The 16,439-nt window shown below is 63.1% G+C and carries 17 protein-coding genes; 8 read left to right on the forward strand and 9 right to left on the reverse strand.

The features are described from left to right. Nucleotides 1–44 precede the first annotated feature (44 nt). From ACIQ47_RS00315 to ACIQ47_RS00325, 3 genes are all read right to left on the reverse strand, one after another. Entirely contained in the window at nt 45–740 is a 696-nt protein-coding gene (locus tag ACIQ47_RS00315) for a DUF599 domain-containing protein (RefSeq protein ID WP_396436275.1), read from the reverse strand. A gap of 63 nt (nt 741–803) precedes the next feature. Continuing rightward, nucleotides 804–1,337: a flavodoxin family protein gene (locus ACIQ47_RS00320; protein ID WP_396436276.1), complete on the reverse strand. Its 534-nt coding sequence runs from the start codon at nt 1,335–1,337 to the stop codon at nt 804–806. A gap of 43 nt (nt 1,338–1,380) precedes the next feature. Continuing rightward, complete coding sequence (locus tag ACIQ47_RS00325) at nt 1,381–2,094, reverse strand: pirin family protein (protein ID WP_396436277.1); 714 nt, start codon at nt 2,092–2,094, stop codon at nt 1,381–1,383. A 130-nt stretch (nt 2,095–2,224) separates the two neighbouring features. Between ACIQ47_RS00325 and ACIQ47_RS00330 the strand changes: the two genes are divergently transcribed. The 7 genes from ACIQ47_RS00330 (at nt 2,225) to ACIQ47_RS00360 (ending at nt 9,773) form a co-directional block, all read left to right on the forward strand. Continuing rightward, nucleotides 2,225–3,163, forward strand: coding sequence for a LysR family transcriptional regulator (locus ACIQ47_RS00330; RefSeq protein WP_396436278.1), 939 nt, complete (start codon nt 2,225–2,227; stop codon nt 3,161–3,163). A gap of 77 nt (nt 3,164–3,240) precedes the next feature. After that, entirely contained in the window at nt 3,241–4,287 is a 1,047-nt protein-coding gene (locus ACIQ47_RS00335; protein WP_396436279.1) for an NAD(P)/FAD-dependent oxidoreductase, read from the forward strand. 20 nt (nt 4,288–4,307) lie between these two features. Continuing rightward, nucleotides 4,308–5,198, forward strand: a complete 891-nt coding sequence (gene gluQRS, locus ACIQ47_RS00340) for a tRNA glutamyl-Q(34) synthetase GluQRS (protein WP_396436280.1) — start codon at nt 4,308–4,310, stop codon at nt 5,196–5,198. A gap of 207 nt (nt 5,199–5,405) precedes the next feature. Further along, a complete protein-coding gene (locus ACIQ47_RS00345) occupies nt 5,406–6,248 on the forward strand; it encodes a DUF3348 family protein (protein WP_396436281.1) in 843 nt (280 codons plus the stop codon). Beyond that, nucleotides 6,245–8,428, forward strand: coding sequence for a DUF802 domain-containing protein (locus ACIQ47_RS00350; protein WP_396436282.1), 2,184 nt, complete (start codon nt 6,245–6,247; stop codon nt 8,426–8,428). The genes ACIQ47_RS00345 and ACIQ47_RS00350 overlap by 4 nt, the downstream gene beginning before the upstream one ends. Continuing rightward, nucleotides 8,428–9,129, forward strand: coding sequence for an OmpA family protein (locus ACIQ47_RS00355; protein WP_396436283.1), 702 nt, complete (start codon nt 8,428–8,430; stop codon nt 9,127–9,129). Before ACIQ47_RS00350 ends, ACIQ47_RS00355 begins: the two co-directional genes overlap by 1 nt. After that, a complete protein-coding gene (locus tag ACIQ47_RS00360; RefSeq protein WP_396436284.1) occupies nt 9,126–9,773 on the forward strand; it encodes a DUF2894 domain-containing protein in 648 nt (215 codons plus the stop codon). Before ACIQ47_RS00355 ends, ACIQ47_RS00360 begins: the two co-directional genes overlap by 4 nt. Nucleotides 9,774–9,789: 16 nt before the next feature. Here ACIQ47_RS00360 and ACIQ47_RS00365 read toward each other — a convergent pair whose 3' ends face one another. The 6 genes from ACIQ47_RS00365 to ACIQ47_RS00390 form a co-directional block, all read right to left on the reverse strand. Continuing rightward, nucleotides 9,790–10,773: a TauD/TfdA family dioxygenase gene (locus tag ACIQ47_RS00365; protein WP_396436285.1), complete on the reverse strand. Its 984-nt coding sequence runs from the start codon at nt 10,771–10,773 to the stop codon at nt 9,790–9,792. A gap of 38 nt (nt 10,774–10,811) precedes the next feature. Then, nucleotides 10,812–11,600: an ABC transporter ATP-binding protein gene (locus tag ACIQ47_RS00370; RefSeq protein ID WP_396436286.1), complete on the reverse strand. Its 789-nt coding sequence runs from the start codon at nt 11,598–11,600 to the stop codon at nt 10,812–10,814. Continuing rightward, nucleotides 11,597–12,613: a FecCD family ABC transporter permease gene (locus ACIQ47_RS00375; RefSeq protein WP_396436287.1), complete on the reverse strand. Its 1,017-nt coding sequence runs from the start codon at nt 12,611–12,613 to the stop codon at nt 11,597–11,599. Before ACIQ47_RS00375 ends, ACIQ47_RS00370 begins: the two co-directional genes overlap by 4 nt. After that, complete coding sequence (locus ACIQ47_RS00380) at nt 12,610–13,464, reverse strand: ABC transporter substrate-binding protein (protein WP_396436288.1); 855 nt, start codon at nt 13,462–13,464, stop codon at nt 12,610–12,612. The genes ACIQ47_RS00375 and ACIQ47_RS00380 overlap by 4 nt, the downstream gene beginning before the upstream one ends. Before the next feature lie 109 nt (nt 13,465–13,573). Next, nucleotides 13,574–14,377, reverse strand: a complete 804-nt coding sequence (locus tag ACIQ47_RS00385; RefSeq protein ID WP_396436289.1) for an ABC transporter substrate-binding protein — start codon at nt 14,375–14,377, stop codon at nt 13,574–13,576. 13 nt (nt 14,378–14,390) lie between these two features. Continuing rightward, entirely contained in the window at nt 14,391–16,202 is a 1,812-nt protein-coding gene (locus tag ACIQ47_RS00390) for a TonB-dependent receptor plug domain-containing protein (protein ID WP_396436290.1), read from the reverse strand. A 5-nt stretch (nt 16,203–16,207) separates the two neighbouring features. Between ACIQ47_RS00390 and ACIQ47_RS00395 the strand changes: the two genes are divergently transcribed. Further along, on the forward strand, nt 16,208–16,439 hold a 232-nt coding region (locus ACIQ47_RS00395; protein WP_396436291.1), incomplete at its 3' end, for a hypothetical protein.

The raw sequence follows: 16,439 nt of genomic DNA on the forward strand, positions 1-16,439 counted from the left end.
GCGTGCATTGTAGAAGGTCAACCTGTTGCAAAAGGTGTGCGATTTCAGTCGCGCAAGACCTGCAGCACCTCGGAGCGAAATTCGCGCCCATACAAAATCAAGACCACCAAGGCCGTGGCCAGCACCAGTGCCATGGGCGAGAAAAACCAGGCCATGGCGGCAAATGAAAAGTAATAAGCCCGCAAACCATCGTTAAAAGTCTCAGCGGCGGCGCTCACCAAATTACCCGCCCGCTCGGCAAAGTGTTGGCGGTCATACTGTTTGCCGTCAAAATCTTCGGGCGAAGGCATGGCCCCGATGACCAGCGCCACAAAGGTGTACTGCCGCATTGACCAAGAGAAACGGAAAAACGCATACACAAAGATGCCGACCATCACCAAAATCTTGAGTTCAAAGACCAGCAAAGGCGTAGGCTGAGCGAACGGGATTTCACCTACCAACTCAGCGGCTTTGTCGGTGGTGCCCAGCAAAGCAAAAAGACCACCGATGATGATGATGCTGGTCGATGAAAAAAAGGCCGGGGTTTGGGACAGGTTTTGGGTGATCACGCCGTCCAGCACCCGGGGATCACGCCGTGTGGCTTGCATCATCCACATTTGACGGTAGCGGTTGGTCGTGGCGATCAGGCTTTGATCGCGCAGACCACGCACCTTGGCAAGCCAGGCATAGCCCACCCACAAAGCAAAAAATGTGATCAGTGCCAGCCAATCGGGCCAAGGCAGCATGGTGATGATTTTCATGCTGCCATGCTAACCGAGGTGGGGCCGCTCTTGCGAGAGCGTGCCCCTCCCATCAAAGTGTAATCAGCCGCGCAGCTTGGCCGCCATTCCAGCCACCCGTTCGCCGTAAGCTTTGGCAGTGTCCAGGTCACCTTGGGGGATGTCTTCGGCCGGACTGGTGGGGCCCACTTGCGCCATCAGGCCGGAGTTGGAGCCAATGCGGTTGATGGTGCCGTCGTTCATGGCGGGCTGACCCACCCACACCATGCCCTGTTGCATGGCCAGGGTGATGAAGTATTGGATGGTGGACAGCTTGTCGCCGCTGGGGCTGGCCGAGATGGTGAAGCCACCCGCGACCTTGTCTTTCCAGGCGCTGGTGAACCAACGCTTGGAAGTGGCGTCGGCAAACTTCTTGAACTGCCAAGAGGCCATGCCCATGTAAGTGGGCGAGCCGAAAATGATCGCGTCGGCGGCATCCAATGCGGTCCAGTCGGCGTCGGTGAGGTTGCCATCGGCATCAATCGCGATCACTTGCGCGTTGGCGCCTTGGGCCGCAAATTGGGCCACGCGTTGGGTGTGGCCGTAGCCGGAATGGTAGACAACAATGGTTTTAGCCATGGGAAAAGCTCCTGAAAAAAGACAGCGGGTTAAGAAAGAAAAATCAGGCGGCCAGATCGAACACCAGGACTTCGGCGTCCTGGCCATCGCTCAAGGCCAAAGAAGACTCGGCTTGCAGCATGGCCGCGTCGCCCGCCATCAGTGCTTGGCCATTGACCTGCAGCGCACCACGCACCAAAAACACATACGCCTTGCGCGCCGGATTCAAAGGCAAAGTGGCCATTTCAGGGCCATTGAAGAGGCCCGAGTACATGCGGGCGTCGGCGTGTATTTCAACCGTGTGTGCAGCTGCCTGGGCGTCTGATCCAGGCGCAGCCACCAAAGCCAGTTGCCCACGCTTGGCACTCTCGGGCACCGACTTTTGCTCGTAACCGGGTTCGATGCCGGTCACATTGGGCTCGATCCAGATTTGCAAAAAATGGGTCTGCTCACCCTCGGCGTGGTTGAACTCGCTGTGTTGCACGCCGCTGCCCGCACTCATGCGCTGCACATCACCGGGCGGAATACCCTGAACATTCCCCATGCTGTCCTTATGGGCCAAATTGCCGGACAGCACGTAGCTGATGATTTCCATGTCGCGGTGGCCGTGCGTGCCAAAACCGGTGCCGGGGGCAATGCGGTCTTCATTAATGACGCGCAGATTGCCAAAGCCCATGTGGGCAGGGTCAAAGTAATTGGCAAAAGAAAAGCTGTGAAACGACTTGAGCCAGCCGTGGTCGGCGTAGCCGCGTTCGGAGGATTTGCGGATGTTCAGCATGGGGGTGTCCTTTCAAAGTCTTGAAGGTTTGTGCCTCGACAAGTTTTGAACTTTAGCCCGACAGGGGGGCTTGAAAGTTGCCATGGTTTGCTGGCATCATTCAAAGCAATTGAACGATTGACCAACCACCATGCAAACACCCCGCGACTGGCTGACCCCCGAAGCCCTGCTCATGCTCCAAACCATTGAGCAACAGGGCAGCTTTGCCGCCGCTGCCCGGGCCCTGAACCTAGTGCCCAGCGCCCTCACCTACCGGGTGCGCCAGCTCGAAGACGCGCTCGATGTGCTGCTGTTTGACCGCAGTGCCCGCCAAGCGGTGCCCACAGCCGCCGGGCGCGAATTGTTGCGCGAAGCCTCCCGCTTGCTTGACGACATGGACGCGGTGGCCAACCGCGTGCGCCGTGTGGCCACGGGCTGGGAGGCAGTGTTCACCGTGGCGGTAGACAGCATCGTCTCGCGCAGCGTGGTCATGGACCTGTGCGCCAGCTTTTTGGCGCTGGGTGCACCCACCCGGCTGCGACTGCGCTACGAGACCCTGTCGGGCACGCTGGCCGCGCTCAGCTCGGGCCAAGCCGATCTGGCGCTGGGCGTGGTGCTGGAGCCTGGCCTGAAAACCGACCTGCGGCACGCGGTGCTGGGTGAGGTCGCTTTTGTGTATGCCGTGGCCCCGCACCACCCGCTGGCCCAAGCGGCCGAGCCGCTGACGGACGCCAACTTGCAGCAGCACCGCGCCGTGGCCGTGGCCGATTCGGTCAGCCGGGGCACGGGGCTGACCATCGGGCTGCAAGGGGGGCAAGACGTCTTCACCGTGCCCGACATGCCGAGCAAACTCGAAGCGCAATTGCGCGGTCTGGGGGGTGGTTTTTTGCCCGAATCGCTGGCCAGACCTTACATCGACAAGGGTGTGCTGGTGGCCAAGCAGGTTCACACCCCGCGCAGCAACACCTGCCACCTGGCCTGGCGAGACACCCCTCAAACGCCCGCCGGACAAGCCCTGCGCTGGTGGTTGATCCAACTGGAGCGTTCCGCCACGCGCGAGGCCCTGTTGCAACCTGTCCACCGTGTGTGAAATCGACCACCGCCACCGACATCGGGGATAACCCACCCGGGCGGTTTCAAGGCCCTTTTCTCAGCTAAAGTGACCCCATGAACACACCACACATCGCCATCATCGGTGTCGGCATGGCCGGCGTCGCTTGCGCACGCACTTTGCGCCAAGCCGGCCACAACGTCACTTTGTTCGAAAAAAGCCGAGGCTTGGGGGGCCGCATGTCCACCCGCGCCAGCGCCTTTGGTGGTTTTGACCACGGGGCGCAGTACTTCACCGTGCGCGATCCGCGTTTTGAGCTGGCCATTGCCACCGCCCCCGGTGTGTGCAAACCCTGGAGCGCCAACGCCGTGCGCGTGCTTGACCCCAATGGCCGCGTGATCGAGGCGGGCCTGCCCGGCGGCGAGCGCCACTGGGTGGCCACCCCGGGCATGAACGGCTTGGTCAAAGCCTGGGCCGCCCCCTTGGTCGAAGACGGCAATGTGCAACTGCAAACCCATGTCACGCACATCTCACCCGACCCCCTGAAGAAAAACGGCTGGCAACTGCACACCGAAAGCGATGACGGTGGTCAGCACATTTACGCTGGTTTTGACCAAGTCATCCTGGCCATCCCGCCCGCCCAAGCGCAGGCTTTGCTGGAGGCCTCAGGCCAAAGCGCCCTGGCCGAGCCCCTGAAAAATGTGCGTGTAGACCCTTGCTGGACGCTGATGCTGGCTTATCCGCAAGCCGTGCAGCCGGGCGTGATCACCATTGGCCCGCAATGGAACGCGGCGCGCAGCACGCACCACCGCATCGCCTGGATGGCGCGCGAATCGTCCAAGCCCGGGCGCGAGCGCATCGAGCGCTGGACCGTGCAGGCCAGCGCCCCTTGGTCAGCCGAACACGTCAACGACAGCCCCGATCGCGTCAAAGGTAAATTGATCAAGGCTTTTGCCGAAATCACCGGCATCCGCGTCACTCCGGACCTGGCTGTAGTGCATCGCTGGCTGTATGCCAAGACCGCCCAACCCTTGGGGGAGAGCCACCTGTGGTTCAAGGACCAGGGCATTGGCCTGTGTGGCGACTGGTGCTTGGGCCACCGGGTCGAAGACGCGTTCGTCTCTGGCTTGGAGCTGGCTTTGGCCGTGCTCAAAAAGCGCTGATCACCCGACGCTGACCCGGCATGGCTGAGGTTTACACAGGCCGGTTTGCGCCCTCGCCAACCGGCCTTTTGCATGCTGGCTCGCTGGTGGCGGCGCTGGCCAGTTGGCTGGACGCCCGCACCCACCGCGGCCAGTGGCTGGTGCGCATCGAAGACGTGGACACCCCCCGCTGCGTGCCCGGGGCAGACCAGGCCATCTTGCAACAACTGGCAGCCTGTGGCCTGGTGCCCGACGGCCCCGTGCTGTGGCAAAGCCAACGCGGCGACGCTTATGCAGCCGCCCTGCAAAGCCTGGTGAACCAAGGCTGGGCCTACCCCTGCGGCTGCTCGCGCAAAGAGATTGAATCGGCCCAAGCCGTGTCCCGGCACAGCGCCGCCGTGTACCCCGGCACCTGCCGTGAGGGCCTGAAGGGCAAACCCGCCCGCGCCTGGCGGCTGAATGTGCAGGCCGTGCAACAGGCCTTGGGCCTGCCCGCCATCACGCACTGGCGCGACCGCCGCTTGGGCGCACAGCAGCAAAACGTGTGCGCCGAAGTGGGCGACTTTGTGCTGCGCCGCGCCGACGGCCTGTGGGCCTACCAGCTGGCAGTGGTGGTGGACGACGCCGCGCAAGGTGTGAGCCATGTGGTGCGCGGTCAGGACCTGGCCGACAACACGGCCCGGCAAATCTTGCTGCAGCGCGCCTTGGGGCTGCCCACACCCCAGTACCTGCACACGCCCCTGGTGCTGGGCGCAGATGGCGAAAAACTCAGCAAACAAAACGGCGCATTGGCGCTGGACCTGACTGACCCCTTGAAGGCACTGGGTCAGGCGGCCCAAGTGCTGGGTTTACCCGCCCAGCAAGTTCTGAACAACTTTCTGTCGCAAGCGCAAGTCGCCTGGAGCCGCCAATTCATCTCGCGCGCAAGCTGAAGATTGGGAGGGCCGGGGCAGGGTGAGATGCTTCGAAAACAGTGCGGCAGATGACTCCTTTGGAATTCAAAACCGAAGGATTCGCCAGAATCTCAACAGGTAAAATCACAGCATTGCCATTGAGGCAGTTCATGACGTGAGCGCTTGGCGCCCGTTGCCACAAAAGCCTACGGCTTTGCTTGTCCGATTCAACACCCTCACACACCCATGACGCGAGCCCTGCCGCGTGCCAGCCTTTACAGCGCCAGCTTGGTGCGTTTTCTGACCGAAAACGCCTTGCTTGCGCCTGCCCGTCAGGCAGAGGATGTGGGGCAAAAACTGGGCGATTGGCTGGGTTTTCGGCAGGCCATTGCCCTGCATGCCGTGCTGCCCCCAGACACCGCCAGTGCGGCACCACCCGTCCCCCTGCCAGCGCATGTGCAGCGCATGGCCCTGATCGCCCCCGAGGCGCTGGTTAAGCATGTGGACAAAGTGCGCGCCCAATTGGTCGAGTCCATCACCCGAGGTGCCCCCGCGGGCTCGGGCCTGGCGCGCATCGACATGCCCGCCCCGGTGTTGGACGCGCCAGTGGAGATCAAGACCGCGTTTGAGCCCTACCGCCGCTTTGTGGCCGCCCACCAGCGGCAAATGGACGGCACGTTGCGCACCTTGCGTAACCAATTGCGCCTGCAGTTGAGCCAACGCGGCAGTGCAGGACAGCAACTGGCCGCACTGGACGCTGCTTTTGAAAACTGCCTCGCCGAACGCGAAGCGGCGCTGCTGGCCAAAACGTCCAAGCTGCTGGAAAAGCGCTTTGTGCAAGCCCTCAAGGCGCACATGCAGGCTCAGGCCCTGGCCACCGAAGCTGCCGATTCCATGGTAGATGCCACTGACGACATAGACCTCACTGACACAACACCAATCGACACCCCCAAGGCCGACCCAAGCACCTGGTTGATGCCACTTCGCCAAACCCTTCGCCAGGCCTTGCTGGCCGAACTCGACACACGGCTGCAGCCCACCCTCGGACTGCTCGAAGCCCTCACCTCTTTCGCCACACCCAAACCATGAAACGTTTTTCTTTTTTGATCGCTTTTAGTCTGGGCGCATTGGCCCTGATTTGGGTCGCGACGGCCGTGGCCAACAGCCACTTTTTGGTGCTGGTCATGACCCTTTTGATTGGCACTGTTTATGGTTTTGGTGCTTGGGAGCTGAGCCAATACCGCGCTACCACGAACGATCTCAACCAGGCTTTAGGCCAGGTCCCACCCGATCTGGCGCAGCTGACCGATTGGCTCGACACCTTGCCTGCGGCCTTGCAAAACCCCGTGTACCAGCGGGTACAAGGCGAGCGCGTGGCCCTGCCCGGCCCCGTGTTCACGCCTTATTTGGTGGGCTTGTTGGTGATGTTGGGCATGCTCGGTACTTTTTTGGGCATGGTGGTCACGCTCAACGGCGCGGTGTTCGCGCTCGAAGGCTCCAACTCCATAGCGGGTGTGCGGGCCGCGTTTTCCGAACCCATCAAAGGCCTGGGCCTGGCCTTTGGCACCTCGGTCGCGGGCGTGGCTACCTCGGCCATGCTGGGCCTGATGAGCAGCTTGGCCCGGCGTGAACGCGCCTTGGCTTCGCAGCACCTGGACACCCTGGCCCACACCCAGCTGCAGCGTTTTTCGCTCGCGCACCAGCGCCAGCAAAGTTACCAGGCGCTGGCGCAGCAAGCCCAGGCCCTGCCGCAAGTGCTGCAGCAACTGCAAGCCCTGATGGCACAAATCGCCAGCAGCACCCAGCAGACCCAAACGCAATTGCTGGCCAGCCAGCACAGCTTTCAACAACAGGTGCAGCTTGAAGTGCACCACGCCTACACAGGCCTGGCGCAGTCGGTGGACCAGTCGCTGCGCACCAGCCTTGGCCAAAGCCTGCAACTGGCCAGCGACGGCATTCGCCCCGTGGTGCAAGCCACCATGGCGCAGCTGGCCGAACAGGCCCAAAGCCTGAACGACCGCTTGCTGCACAACACCCAGCAGCAACTGGCCGAGGTGCACACGCAGCTCACGGCCACCGCCGCCGCGCTGGCCCACACCAGCGCCCAAACACTGAGCTTGCACGAACAAACAAGCACCCGCATGAGCGAGCGCGTGGGCCAAACCCTGGATGCCTTCGGCCAGAACTTCGAGCGCAGCGCCCAGGCCTTGGTCGCGCAAGTGGGCAGTGCCCAAACCCAGCGGCACGCCCTGCAAAGCAGCGCTGACCAGCAGCGCCTGGACAGTTGGCAAGCCGCTCTGCACCGCATGGCCGATGCGCTGCACCAGCAGTGGCAAACCTCGGGCACACACACCCTGGCCCAGCAACAAGCCATTTGTGACACCCTGGCACGCACCGCGCAAGACATCAGCAGCCACAGCCAAACCCAGGCCACCCAAACCCTGGCCGAGATCACCCGCTTGCTGGCCAGCAACGAAGCGCTGGTGCAAACGCGCATCGCCGCCGAAGCGCAGTGGACTGCCCAGCACAGCCAGCGCGCCGAAGAGCTCTCAGCCCTGCTGCGCGAGGAACTGACGGCCCTGCGCCAAGCCGAAGACGCGCGCGGCCAAGCCGCCGTGGCCCGCCTGGCCGAGCTGCAAAACACCGTCACAGCCCACCTGAGCACCCTGGGCACCGCCTTGGAAGCGCCCATCACCCGCCTCATCGAAACCGCCTCTGAGGCGCCCAAAGCCGCGGCCGAAGTCATTGGCCAGTTGCGCCAGGAAATCTCGGTGAGTGTGGCGCGCGACAACGCATTGCTCGAAGAACGCACCCGCATTCTGGGCACGCTCAGCACCTTGCTGGACGCGATCAACCACGCCTCGACCGAGCAGCGCGGCGTGATCGACGCCCTGCTGGTCAGCAGCCAGGCCTCGCTGGCGCAGACCAGCGAGCAGTTCCAGCAACACGTCGCGCTGGAAACCGGCAAGCTGGGCGACATCGCCGCGCAAGTCACGGCCAGCGCGGTAGACGTGGCCAGCCTGGGCGAGAGCCTGGGCTTTGCCGTGCGCGCCTTCAGCCAGACCAACGAACAACTCATGGCCCAGCTGCAGCGCATCGAACAGGCGCTGGGCCAATCGATGACGCGCAGCGACGAGCAACTGGCCTATTACGTGGCGCAGGCCCGCGAGATCATTGACCTGAGCATCGGCAGCCAAAAGGACGTGCTCGATGCCCTGCAACGCCGCACCGACTTGGCCACGGAACTGGCCACCGAAGGAGCGGTCTGATGCAGGAGCACGACGCCGACGTCGAAGCCACATCGGCCACCTGGATCTCGTTTGCCGACCTGATGACCGGCCTGCTGGGCGCGTTTGTGCTGCTGCTGGTGGGCGTGATGGCGGCGCAACTGGACATGGCCTCGCAGCTCGAAGTCGAGGTGCAAAAGCGCCAGATCGAAGAACAAAAACGCCTCTCTCTAGAAAACGCCCTGGCCATCCCGCTGGCCAGTGGCCGCATCACCCTGAACAACGGCCGCATTGGCATCAGCGGCAAATTGTTGTTCAAACTCAACTCCGACCAGCTCGAGCCCGAAGGCCGCCAGCTGCTCAAAAGCCTGGTGCTGCCGCTGCGCAGCTACCTGCAAACGCGTGACGAAATGCTCATGGTCAGCGGCTTCACCGATGACAAGGCGGTCACCAGCCGCAACCGCGAATTTGCGGACAACTGGGAACTCTCGGCCCAGCGCGCTCTCACCGTCACGCGCACCCTGATCGAAGAAGGCATGCCCGCGTCATGGCTGTTCGCCGCCGCCTTTGGCCAGGAGCAAGCCCTGGTGCCCAACACCAGCGAACAAGCCCGCGCACAAAACCGCCGCGTAGAAATGGCCCCGGTGCCCAAGGCCAGCAACGCAGCCCCTTCGGCCACATCAGCCCAAGCTGCCAAGGCTTCTCCCCAGACACCCGGCACGGCCCCACGAACTGCGCCATGACCCAAGCCACGCACATCACGCCCGAGGCGCTGCCCCCGCCAGCCGAAGCGCTCAAGCTGTCGCTATTTGAAGGGGCGAAAGCGGCCGAGATGGCGGCTTTGGCCGAAGAGGCGGCCCAACGGGACCCCGTGGGCTGGCACCACATCCAGGTGCTGGCCGAGCGCACCCGCACCCAAACAGGCCTGGTGCAAGTGCTGCTGCAAGCCAAGCTGAACTCGGCGCTTGGGCAGTTGCAGGCGCGGCTGGCAGCTCAAAAAAAGCAGCTCACACCGCCTGCCCGCCACACGCCATCGCCCTTGTCGGCCTTGCTGCGGGACATGGCAGCGCCCTCGGCCGAACGCCCCTTGAGCCCGAGCGGCCACGGACGCATGGACAACCCGCGCGTGGCGCTGTTCCGCCAGCAGTTGGGCAAGATCAGCGTGCAAAAACAAGTCACCCAAGCGATCGCCCAAGCCCCGCAAAACGCCGGGCCCATTAACTCGCACATGCTGGTGCTGCGCTCGCTGGGCCTGATGCGCGACCTCTCGCCCGACTACCTCAACCGCTTCATGGGTTATGTGGACACGCTCTTTTTTCTGGACTCGGCAGAGACGGTCAAAGTGACACCCCAAAAGGCCGTGACCGCGAGCAAAGCAGACCGCTGACGGCAGCTCGAGGCGCTCAGGCCACAGCAGCCGGTGCCGCAAAGCCGTTGCGCCCCGGAAACTCGGGGGCCAAAGTGCGCGCGTTGGGCATCTGGACCCACAGGCGCAGCATCTTGCGGTTGAGCTCGTGCACGCCGTGGTCTTCAAACCCGTTGCGCGAGTGCAGCACGGCGTAGTTGTTGGCGAACTGCAAGTCACCAGGCTCGAGCATCATGTCCAAACGAAAATCTGCGCGGTGCATGATCTCGTCAAACAAATCGAGTGCCTCGATTTCGACCTTGGACAACGGCAGATTGCAGATGTCATGGCCCAGCTCGATGTACTGGCGCAGGTAGCGGCAGCTGAGCTTTCCATCGTTGTGGCTGAAGATGGGCGACAGGCTGGGCTGGTCTTCGCACAGGTGAGAGAAATACCAAGTGCGGTAGTACAGGCCCAGATACTCCGGGTGCTTTTGCAAAATCTCGTTGTAAATCGCCGCCACGCTCACCAGCGAACTCAAGCCGCCCTGTTTGGCCTTGCGGATGCACAGCAGACCCACCACATCCGACGGGTCCGAGTGGTAGGGCAAATACAGATTGGTCTCGTAAACGCGGGTGGTTTTCTTCGTCGCATCGCCCACGTTCATGACCAGCCCCAGCAGCTCGCCCTTGGGGTTTTGCCGAACGGGCACACCCATGTGCAGGCCAATGCCGTAATAAAGAATCTGGATCTGCGCTTCGCTGTAGCGCTCCACAGGCAATCCGCGCAAAACCAGAAAGCCCCGACCGTTTTCCAGTTCATCGCTGTAGGCCTTTAGCTGCTGCGCCCAGTCACCGATGGGAAAGTCTTCTTTGCCAAAGCCCGGGAACTTCAGCCCTTGGGCTTGGACGTGGGCCAAGGCCGCGTCAAGAGTCGCCAGCACGGGCGCGCTCAGGTGGTGCAACCACGATGTGTCCCCCGCCATGTTCGCGCCCTTCCAGACGGCAGGTCCGGTGATGGCTTGTTTCATGATCAGGCCCATGGCAATTCCTTTGGTGTGTCTGACAGCAAAAACACAGCTTAATCGATGCCGGTGATCGCGCCGCCAACCCGCGGCAACACCACCCACTGCCCATCGAGCGCGTGGATGCGGATGCGTTGGTCAAACACCGCCTCAATGGCGGCGTGCGTGGCCGCGTCGCGCCCTGCGCCGTGGTGCACCACCCGGCCTTCGCGCATGACGACGATGTCGTCGGCATGCAGCGCCATGCCGATCTCGTGCAGCACACTGACCACCGTGGTGCCCTGCGCCAAGAGGCAGTGCACCTGTTCCAACCAGTCCACCTGGTGGGGCGGGTCCAGGTTGGCCAGGGGCTCGTCCATCAGCAAGGTGGGCGCATTGCCCGCCATGGCGCGGGCCAGCAGCACGCGTTGGCGCTCGCCGCCCGACAACTCGCCCAAGGTGCGCTCACGCCACTCCCAGGCCTGAGTAGCCTTGAGCGCGGCTTCCACCCTCTGCGCGTCTTGCACCGAAGGCGCAGCCAACCAGCTTTGGTGTGGCATGCGGCCCAGCATGGCCACGTCCCACACGCGCAAGTCCAGTGTGCTGGCTTCGCCCTGCCCCAGCCACGACAGTTGCAGCGCCTTTTGTTGGCGTGTGAGCGAGGCCAGCGGCTGACCCTGCCACAGCACTTGCCCGCTGTGCGGCAGCAAGCCCGCCAGTGCTTTAAGAAGGCTTGATTTACCCGCGCCGTTAGGGCCCACCACACAGGTCCAACGGCCCGCCGCGATCTGCAGATCAATGTTTTGCAGAACTTGGCGGCCACCCAAGTCGGCGCTCAATTGCCGGGTTTGCAAGGCGGCGCTCATGAACGCGCCCCCGTGTCGGCATCGCGGTACACGCGCCACAGCAAATAGCCCCCGCCCAGCACCGCCGTGAGCACACCCACAGGCAGCTCTTGTGGCGCCAACAGCACGCGGGCCACCACATCGGCGAGCACCAGCAAGGCCCCGCCCATCAGGGCCGACAAAAGCAAGCGCCAGGCGTGGGTGCAGCGCACCAGCGAGCGCACCAAATGCGGCGCGGCCAAGCCGACAAAAGCCACCAAACCAATGTGCGCCACAGCCGCCCCAGTGGCCAAAGAAATCACGCCCACCAAAATCATGCGCGCCTGCGGCAGCGGCACACCCAGGCTTTGCGCCGTGGCTTCTCCCAAACTGAGCGCATCCAGCACGCGGGCAAAGACCCAGGCCAAGGCCAAGCACAGGGCCAGCACCGCCGCCATCGTGGCGCAGGCGCTCCAGCTGACAAACGCGGTCGATCCCAGCATGAAGCCCTGCATGGCCTGCAACACCTGCGGCTGCAGCAGCGAAATCAAGGACGTGACCGCCCCCAGCACCACCCCCACCACCACCCCTGCCAACAACAGGCGCAGCGTTTGCTGCACGCCACGCGCCAAGAGCAGGGTGAGCACCACCGCCAGCACCGCGCCCACAAAAGCCGCCCCGGTCAGGCCCAAGCCCAGCCAAGCGGTCATGGCCCAGGCACTGCCCCCCCACAAGCTCAAATACACACCCACCCCCAGCGACGCGCCCGAGGCACTGCCCAGCAAATACGGATCGGCCAGCGGGTTGCGAAACAGGCCTTGCGCCACCGCCCCGGCCAGGCCCAGCAAAGCCCCACCCAGCCAGGCACCCAAGCTGCGCGGCAAACGGATGTCCCACACAATCTGGCGCGACACCTCATCGGCCCCTGCCGACCACCAGGCCTGCCAGCCCTGACTGCCAGCGGCCGTGCCCAGCACCACCACGGCCAGGCCCAAGGCCAAGAGCAGCAGCGCCCAGCGCGGTTCGAGGGTGTGGGTGTGGACTTGGGAATTCATCGCTGCACACCCGTGTCAACTTGGGCCGCTGCGCGGTTCAGACAGTCGGCCATCAGCTGCGCGCCTTCGGCCATGCGCGGGCCAGCGCGCACCAGCATGTCCGATTCGTCAGGCTTGAACACGCACAGGCGCTGGCCTTGCATGGCCCGCAAGCGGCCCCAACCCGGGCGCTTGAGCATGCTGGCGCGGCTGCTGTCGCCCGCCATGATCACATCGGGCCGGGCCTGCGCCACCCACTCGGGGTTGACCTGCGGAAACGGCCCCATGGACGCAGGCAGGATGTTGGCCACGCCCATGCGCGTGAGCGTCTCGCCCATGAAAGACGATTCACTCGCACCATAGGGCGCAGGGCTCACCTCGAAGTAAACCCGCTGCTGCCGAGCAGCCGGGCTGAGCGACTGCACCGCCGCCTGCACGCCCGCCTGAATGCCTTGCCACACCCGGTCACTGTCGGCCACAGGCACATGCAGCGCCTGCGCCACGGTGCGCCACACGCGCAGCGCGTCGGCGTGGTTGCGCGGCTCCAGGCGCAGCACATTCAGGCCCAGCGCCTGCAAACGGTCCGCGCCCCGGGTAGACCCTGCTGCCAACACCAAGTCGGGTTTGAGCGCGACGATGCTCTCGATGTTCGGGTCCAACCCACCGCCCACGTGTGGCACCGACTTGACCGACTCGGGCCAGTTGGAATAGCGGTCCAGGCCCACGAGTTTGTGGCACTGGTTCAAGGCGCAGACCGTTTCGGTGAGGGACGGCAGCAAACTCACGATGCGCTGCGGGGCTTGGGCAATCTGCACTTTTTGCTGGCGATCGTCGAGCACGGTGACGGCGTGTGCGGGCTGCAGTATTCCCATTGAAAAGAAACAGGCCAACACCACCCAAAAACAAAATGTCTTCATTTCCGCGAAGGCGGAAATCCAGGCGCTTGTCTTGCAAACGAAGCGCCGACCTGAAGTCAAACGCTCAGCCATGCAGCGCTTCCCACTGGCTGAAAATGTGGTGCAACTGCGCCAAGCCATCGGTGAGCGCCGCAGGCCCAGGCTGCAAAATGTCGGCCGATTTGATTTCAAAAATCTGCCCGGTGCGCACGGCGGGCACGTCTTGCCAACCGGGCCGCGCCGCGACTTTTTCCGGGCGAAACTTCTTGCCGCACAAAGAGCCGATGACGATGTCTGGCGCACGATCAATGATGGTTTGGCCGCTCGCAATGATCCGATCACGCCCCATGGATTGCAGGGCCAACTCCGGAAAAATGTCGTCCCCTCCCGCAATGCCCATCAACTCGGACACCCAGCGGATGGTGCTCATATGGGGTTCGTCCCATTCCTCAAAATACACCCGGGGCCGTCGCTTGAAACCCGCCGCCTTTTGGGCGATGGCGTCCAGCTCAGCGCGCATGCGAGACAACCAGGCCAAGCCCTGCTCGGCCTGCCCCACCATCGCGGCCACTTGGTAGAGCACCGAAAAAATCTCGTTGACACTTCGCTGATTGAACACGGTGACCTGCACACCGGCCTTGATGAGTAAGGAAGCGATGTCGGCCTGCAGGTCTGAAAAACCAAAAACGCAATCGGGCTTGAGGGCCAAAATCTTGTCGATCTTGGCGGTCAAAAATGCACTGACCTTGGGCTTTTCTTCGCGGGCTCGGCGCGGGCGCACCGAGTAACCCGAGATGCCCACGATGCGCGCCTCCTGCCCCAGCAGGTACAACCATTCGGTCGTTTCCTCGGTCAGGCAAACGATGCGTTGGGGCAAGAGGTGTTGCATGGGCCAGGTCCGATCAGGATTTCATTTTCCAGCTCAGGCCCAGCGTGGTGGTGCGCGGCAGCTGGTTGTAACCATACGCCGTTTGGTAGCGGCTGTCGGTGGCGTTTTCCACGCGGCCATACAGTGTCCAGTCGCGGCTGAGGCTGTAGCGGGCGGTCAGGTCCAGCAAGGTGTTGCTGGGCAAGCCAGGCTTGCCTTCAATATCCGGGCGTGCGCTGGTGTAACGCACACTGCCGCCCAAAGACAACAAGCCCAGCGATTGAGAGACCGACAGCGAAGCCAGTGTTTTGGCCCGGCGCACCAATTGCTGGCCTGTGGCCTCGTTCACCGGGTCTTGCAGCGACAAGCTGGCGCGCAAATCGGTCATGTGAAAGCGGCCGCTGTAGCTGGTTTCCAGACCCTGGTTTTTGACACGGGTGATGTTGCTGAACTGAAAACTGCCCATGTCATAAAGGAGCAGGTCTTTGGTGAGCGTAGAGAACCATGTCGAGCGCAAACGGTGTGGCCCTTGCGCCCACTGCACGCCCGCCTCTTGCGTGTTGGCGGTTTCAGGCCGCAGGTTCGGGTTGCCGCTGTAGGGGTCAAACAAATAACCCAGAGGGGGCATGTTGAAGGCCGTGGCATGGCTGACGATCAGCTTCCATTGCGCATTCAGGTCATAGCCATAACCCAGATACACCGAGTCCTTTGCCGACAGGCCTTCGACGTCGTCGCGCCGCAGGTTGAACTGCAGGTTGTGCACCGCACGCTTGTAAACCACGCCGCCATAGAGTGCCTGGGCTTGGCGCTCCCGCGCAAGGCCAGAAACGCCATCGGTGGCCATGTCGATGCCTTGGATTTGATGGTCCAACCCGGCCGTCAACACCATCGAGGGCAGGTCCCACTGGTGCGTCCACGACAGCATGCGGGTGCGGGTGACGGCCTGGGTGGTGAACGAGTAGCCACCTGCGGTGACTGTGTCGTTGCGCTCCTTGGCGTCTGTGACGTTCAAGCGACTGGACCACAGTGGCCCCAGCCGGCCCGCCCAATACAGCGTGTGGCTGTCAAGTTGGGTGCGCCCTTGGTGCGCGTCGTTCGGCACGGAAAAACTGCCCGGCACGTCATAGTCAAAGCGGCCCTTGAAGAGTGTCGAGCGCAGGCCCAACTTGTGTTCGGGACTGAGTTTGTAGGACAGGTTCAGCGCGTGGCTGTCGTTGCGGTAACCGTCCGCATCGGGGTTGGCATTGCGTGTTTGTGACAGATTGGCCGCGTTGATGCCATCGGTGCGAAAGCGCCCGACAGACACCGCATAAGCCAATGGACCGGCCGCACCGTGCGTGCCGACATGCCAGCGCTGGGTGCCCTGCGAGCCGCGCTCGGCGCTGGCGTAAACCGTGGGCTGGCCCTGGCCTTGCCGCGTGAAGACCTGAATCACCCCGCCCACCGCGCCGCTGCCATGAATGGCCGAGACGTTGCCGCGCACGATCTCAATCCGATCCACCTGGTCGAGCATGATGTGCTCCAGGCTCACGGCACCCGTGGTGTCTTGCTTTGTGACGGGCACACCGTCGACCAGCACCAGCACCTGCAAGGACGCCGCGCCGCGCAAGAAGGCCGTGGCCTGCCCACCTCGGCCCCCCGTTTGGGTGAACTGGAAACCCGCCTCGCGAGAGAGCAAGGTGGGCAAGTCCAGCACCTGCGACTGCTCGATGGCGTCACGCCCGAGCACCGTGGTGTGGGGCAGCACGTCGGTCAGGATTTGCTCGGTGCGGCTGGCGGTGACCACGATTTCGGTCCCCGCGTTTTGCGCCAGCGCAGCGCCGCTGGTGCAGGCCAAGACGGCCAACGCAGATGCCGAAAACGCGTGGATGGAAAGTGCAGCTTTATAGGATGCAGGCTTGGAAAGTGCATGCGCAAAACGGCGCGCACGAAGGGAACGATTTTTCATTTAAAACCAACAAGTCAAACGCCCTCACCGCCTTCCCCGACAGTGCATGGGCTTTACAACCGGTCTTGCGACAGGTCACCTTGTTGGCCGGTATCCGGGCTGACAGAGCGACCTTCATCACCTTCCCAGCCGCCT

The sequence above is a fragment of the Limnohabitans sp. genome, from assembly GCF_044373035.1.
In the GTDB taxonomy this organism is placed as follows: Bacteria; Pseudomonadota; Gammaproteobacteria; order Burkholderiales; family Burkholderiaceae_C; genus Limnohabitans_A.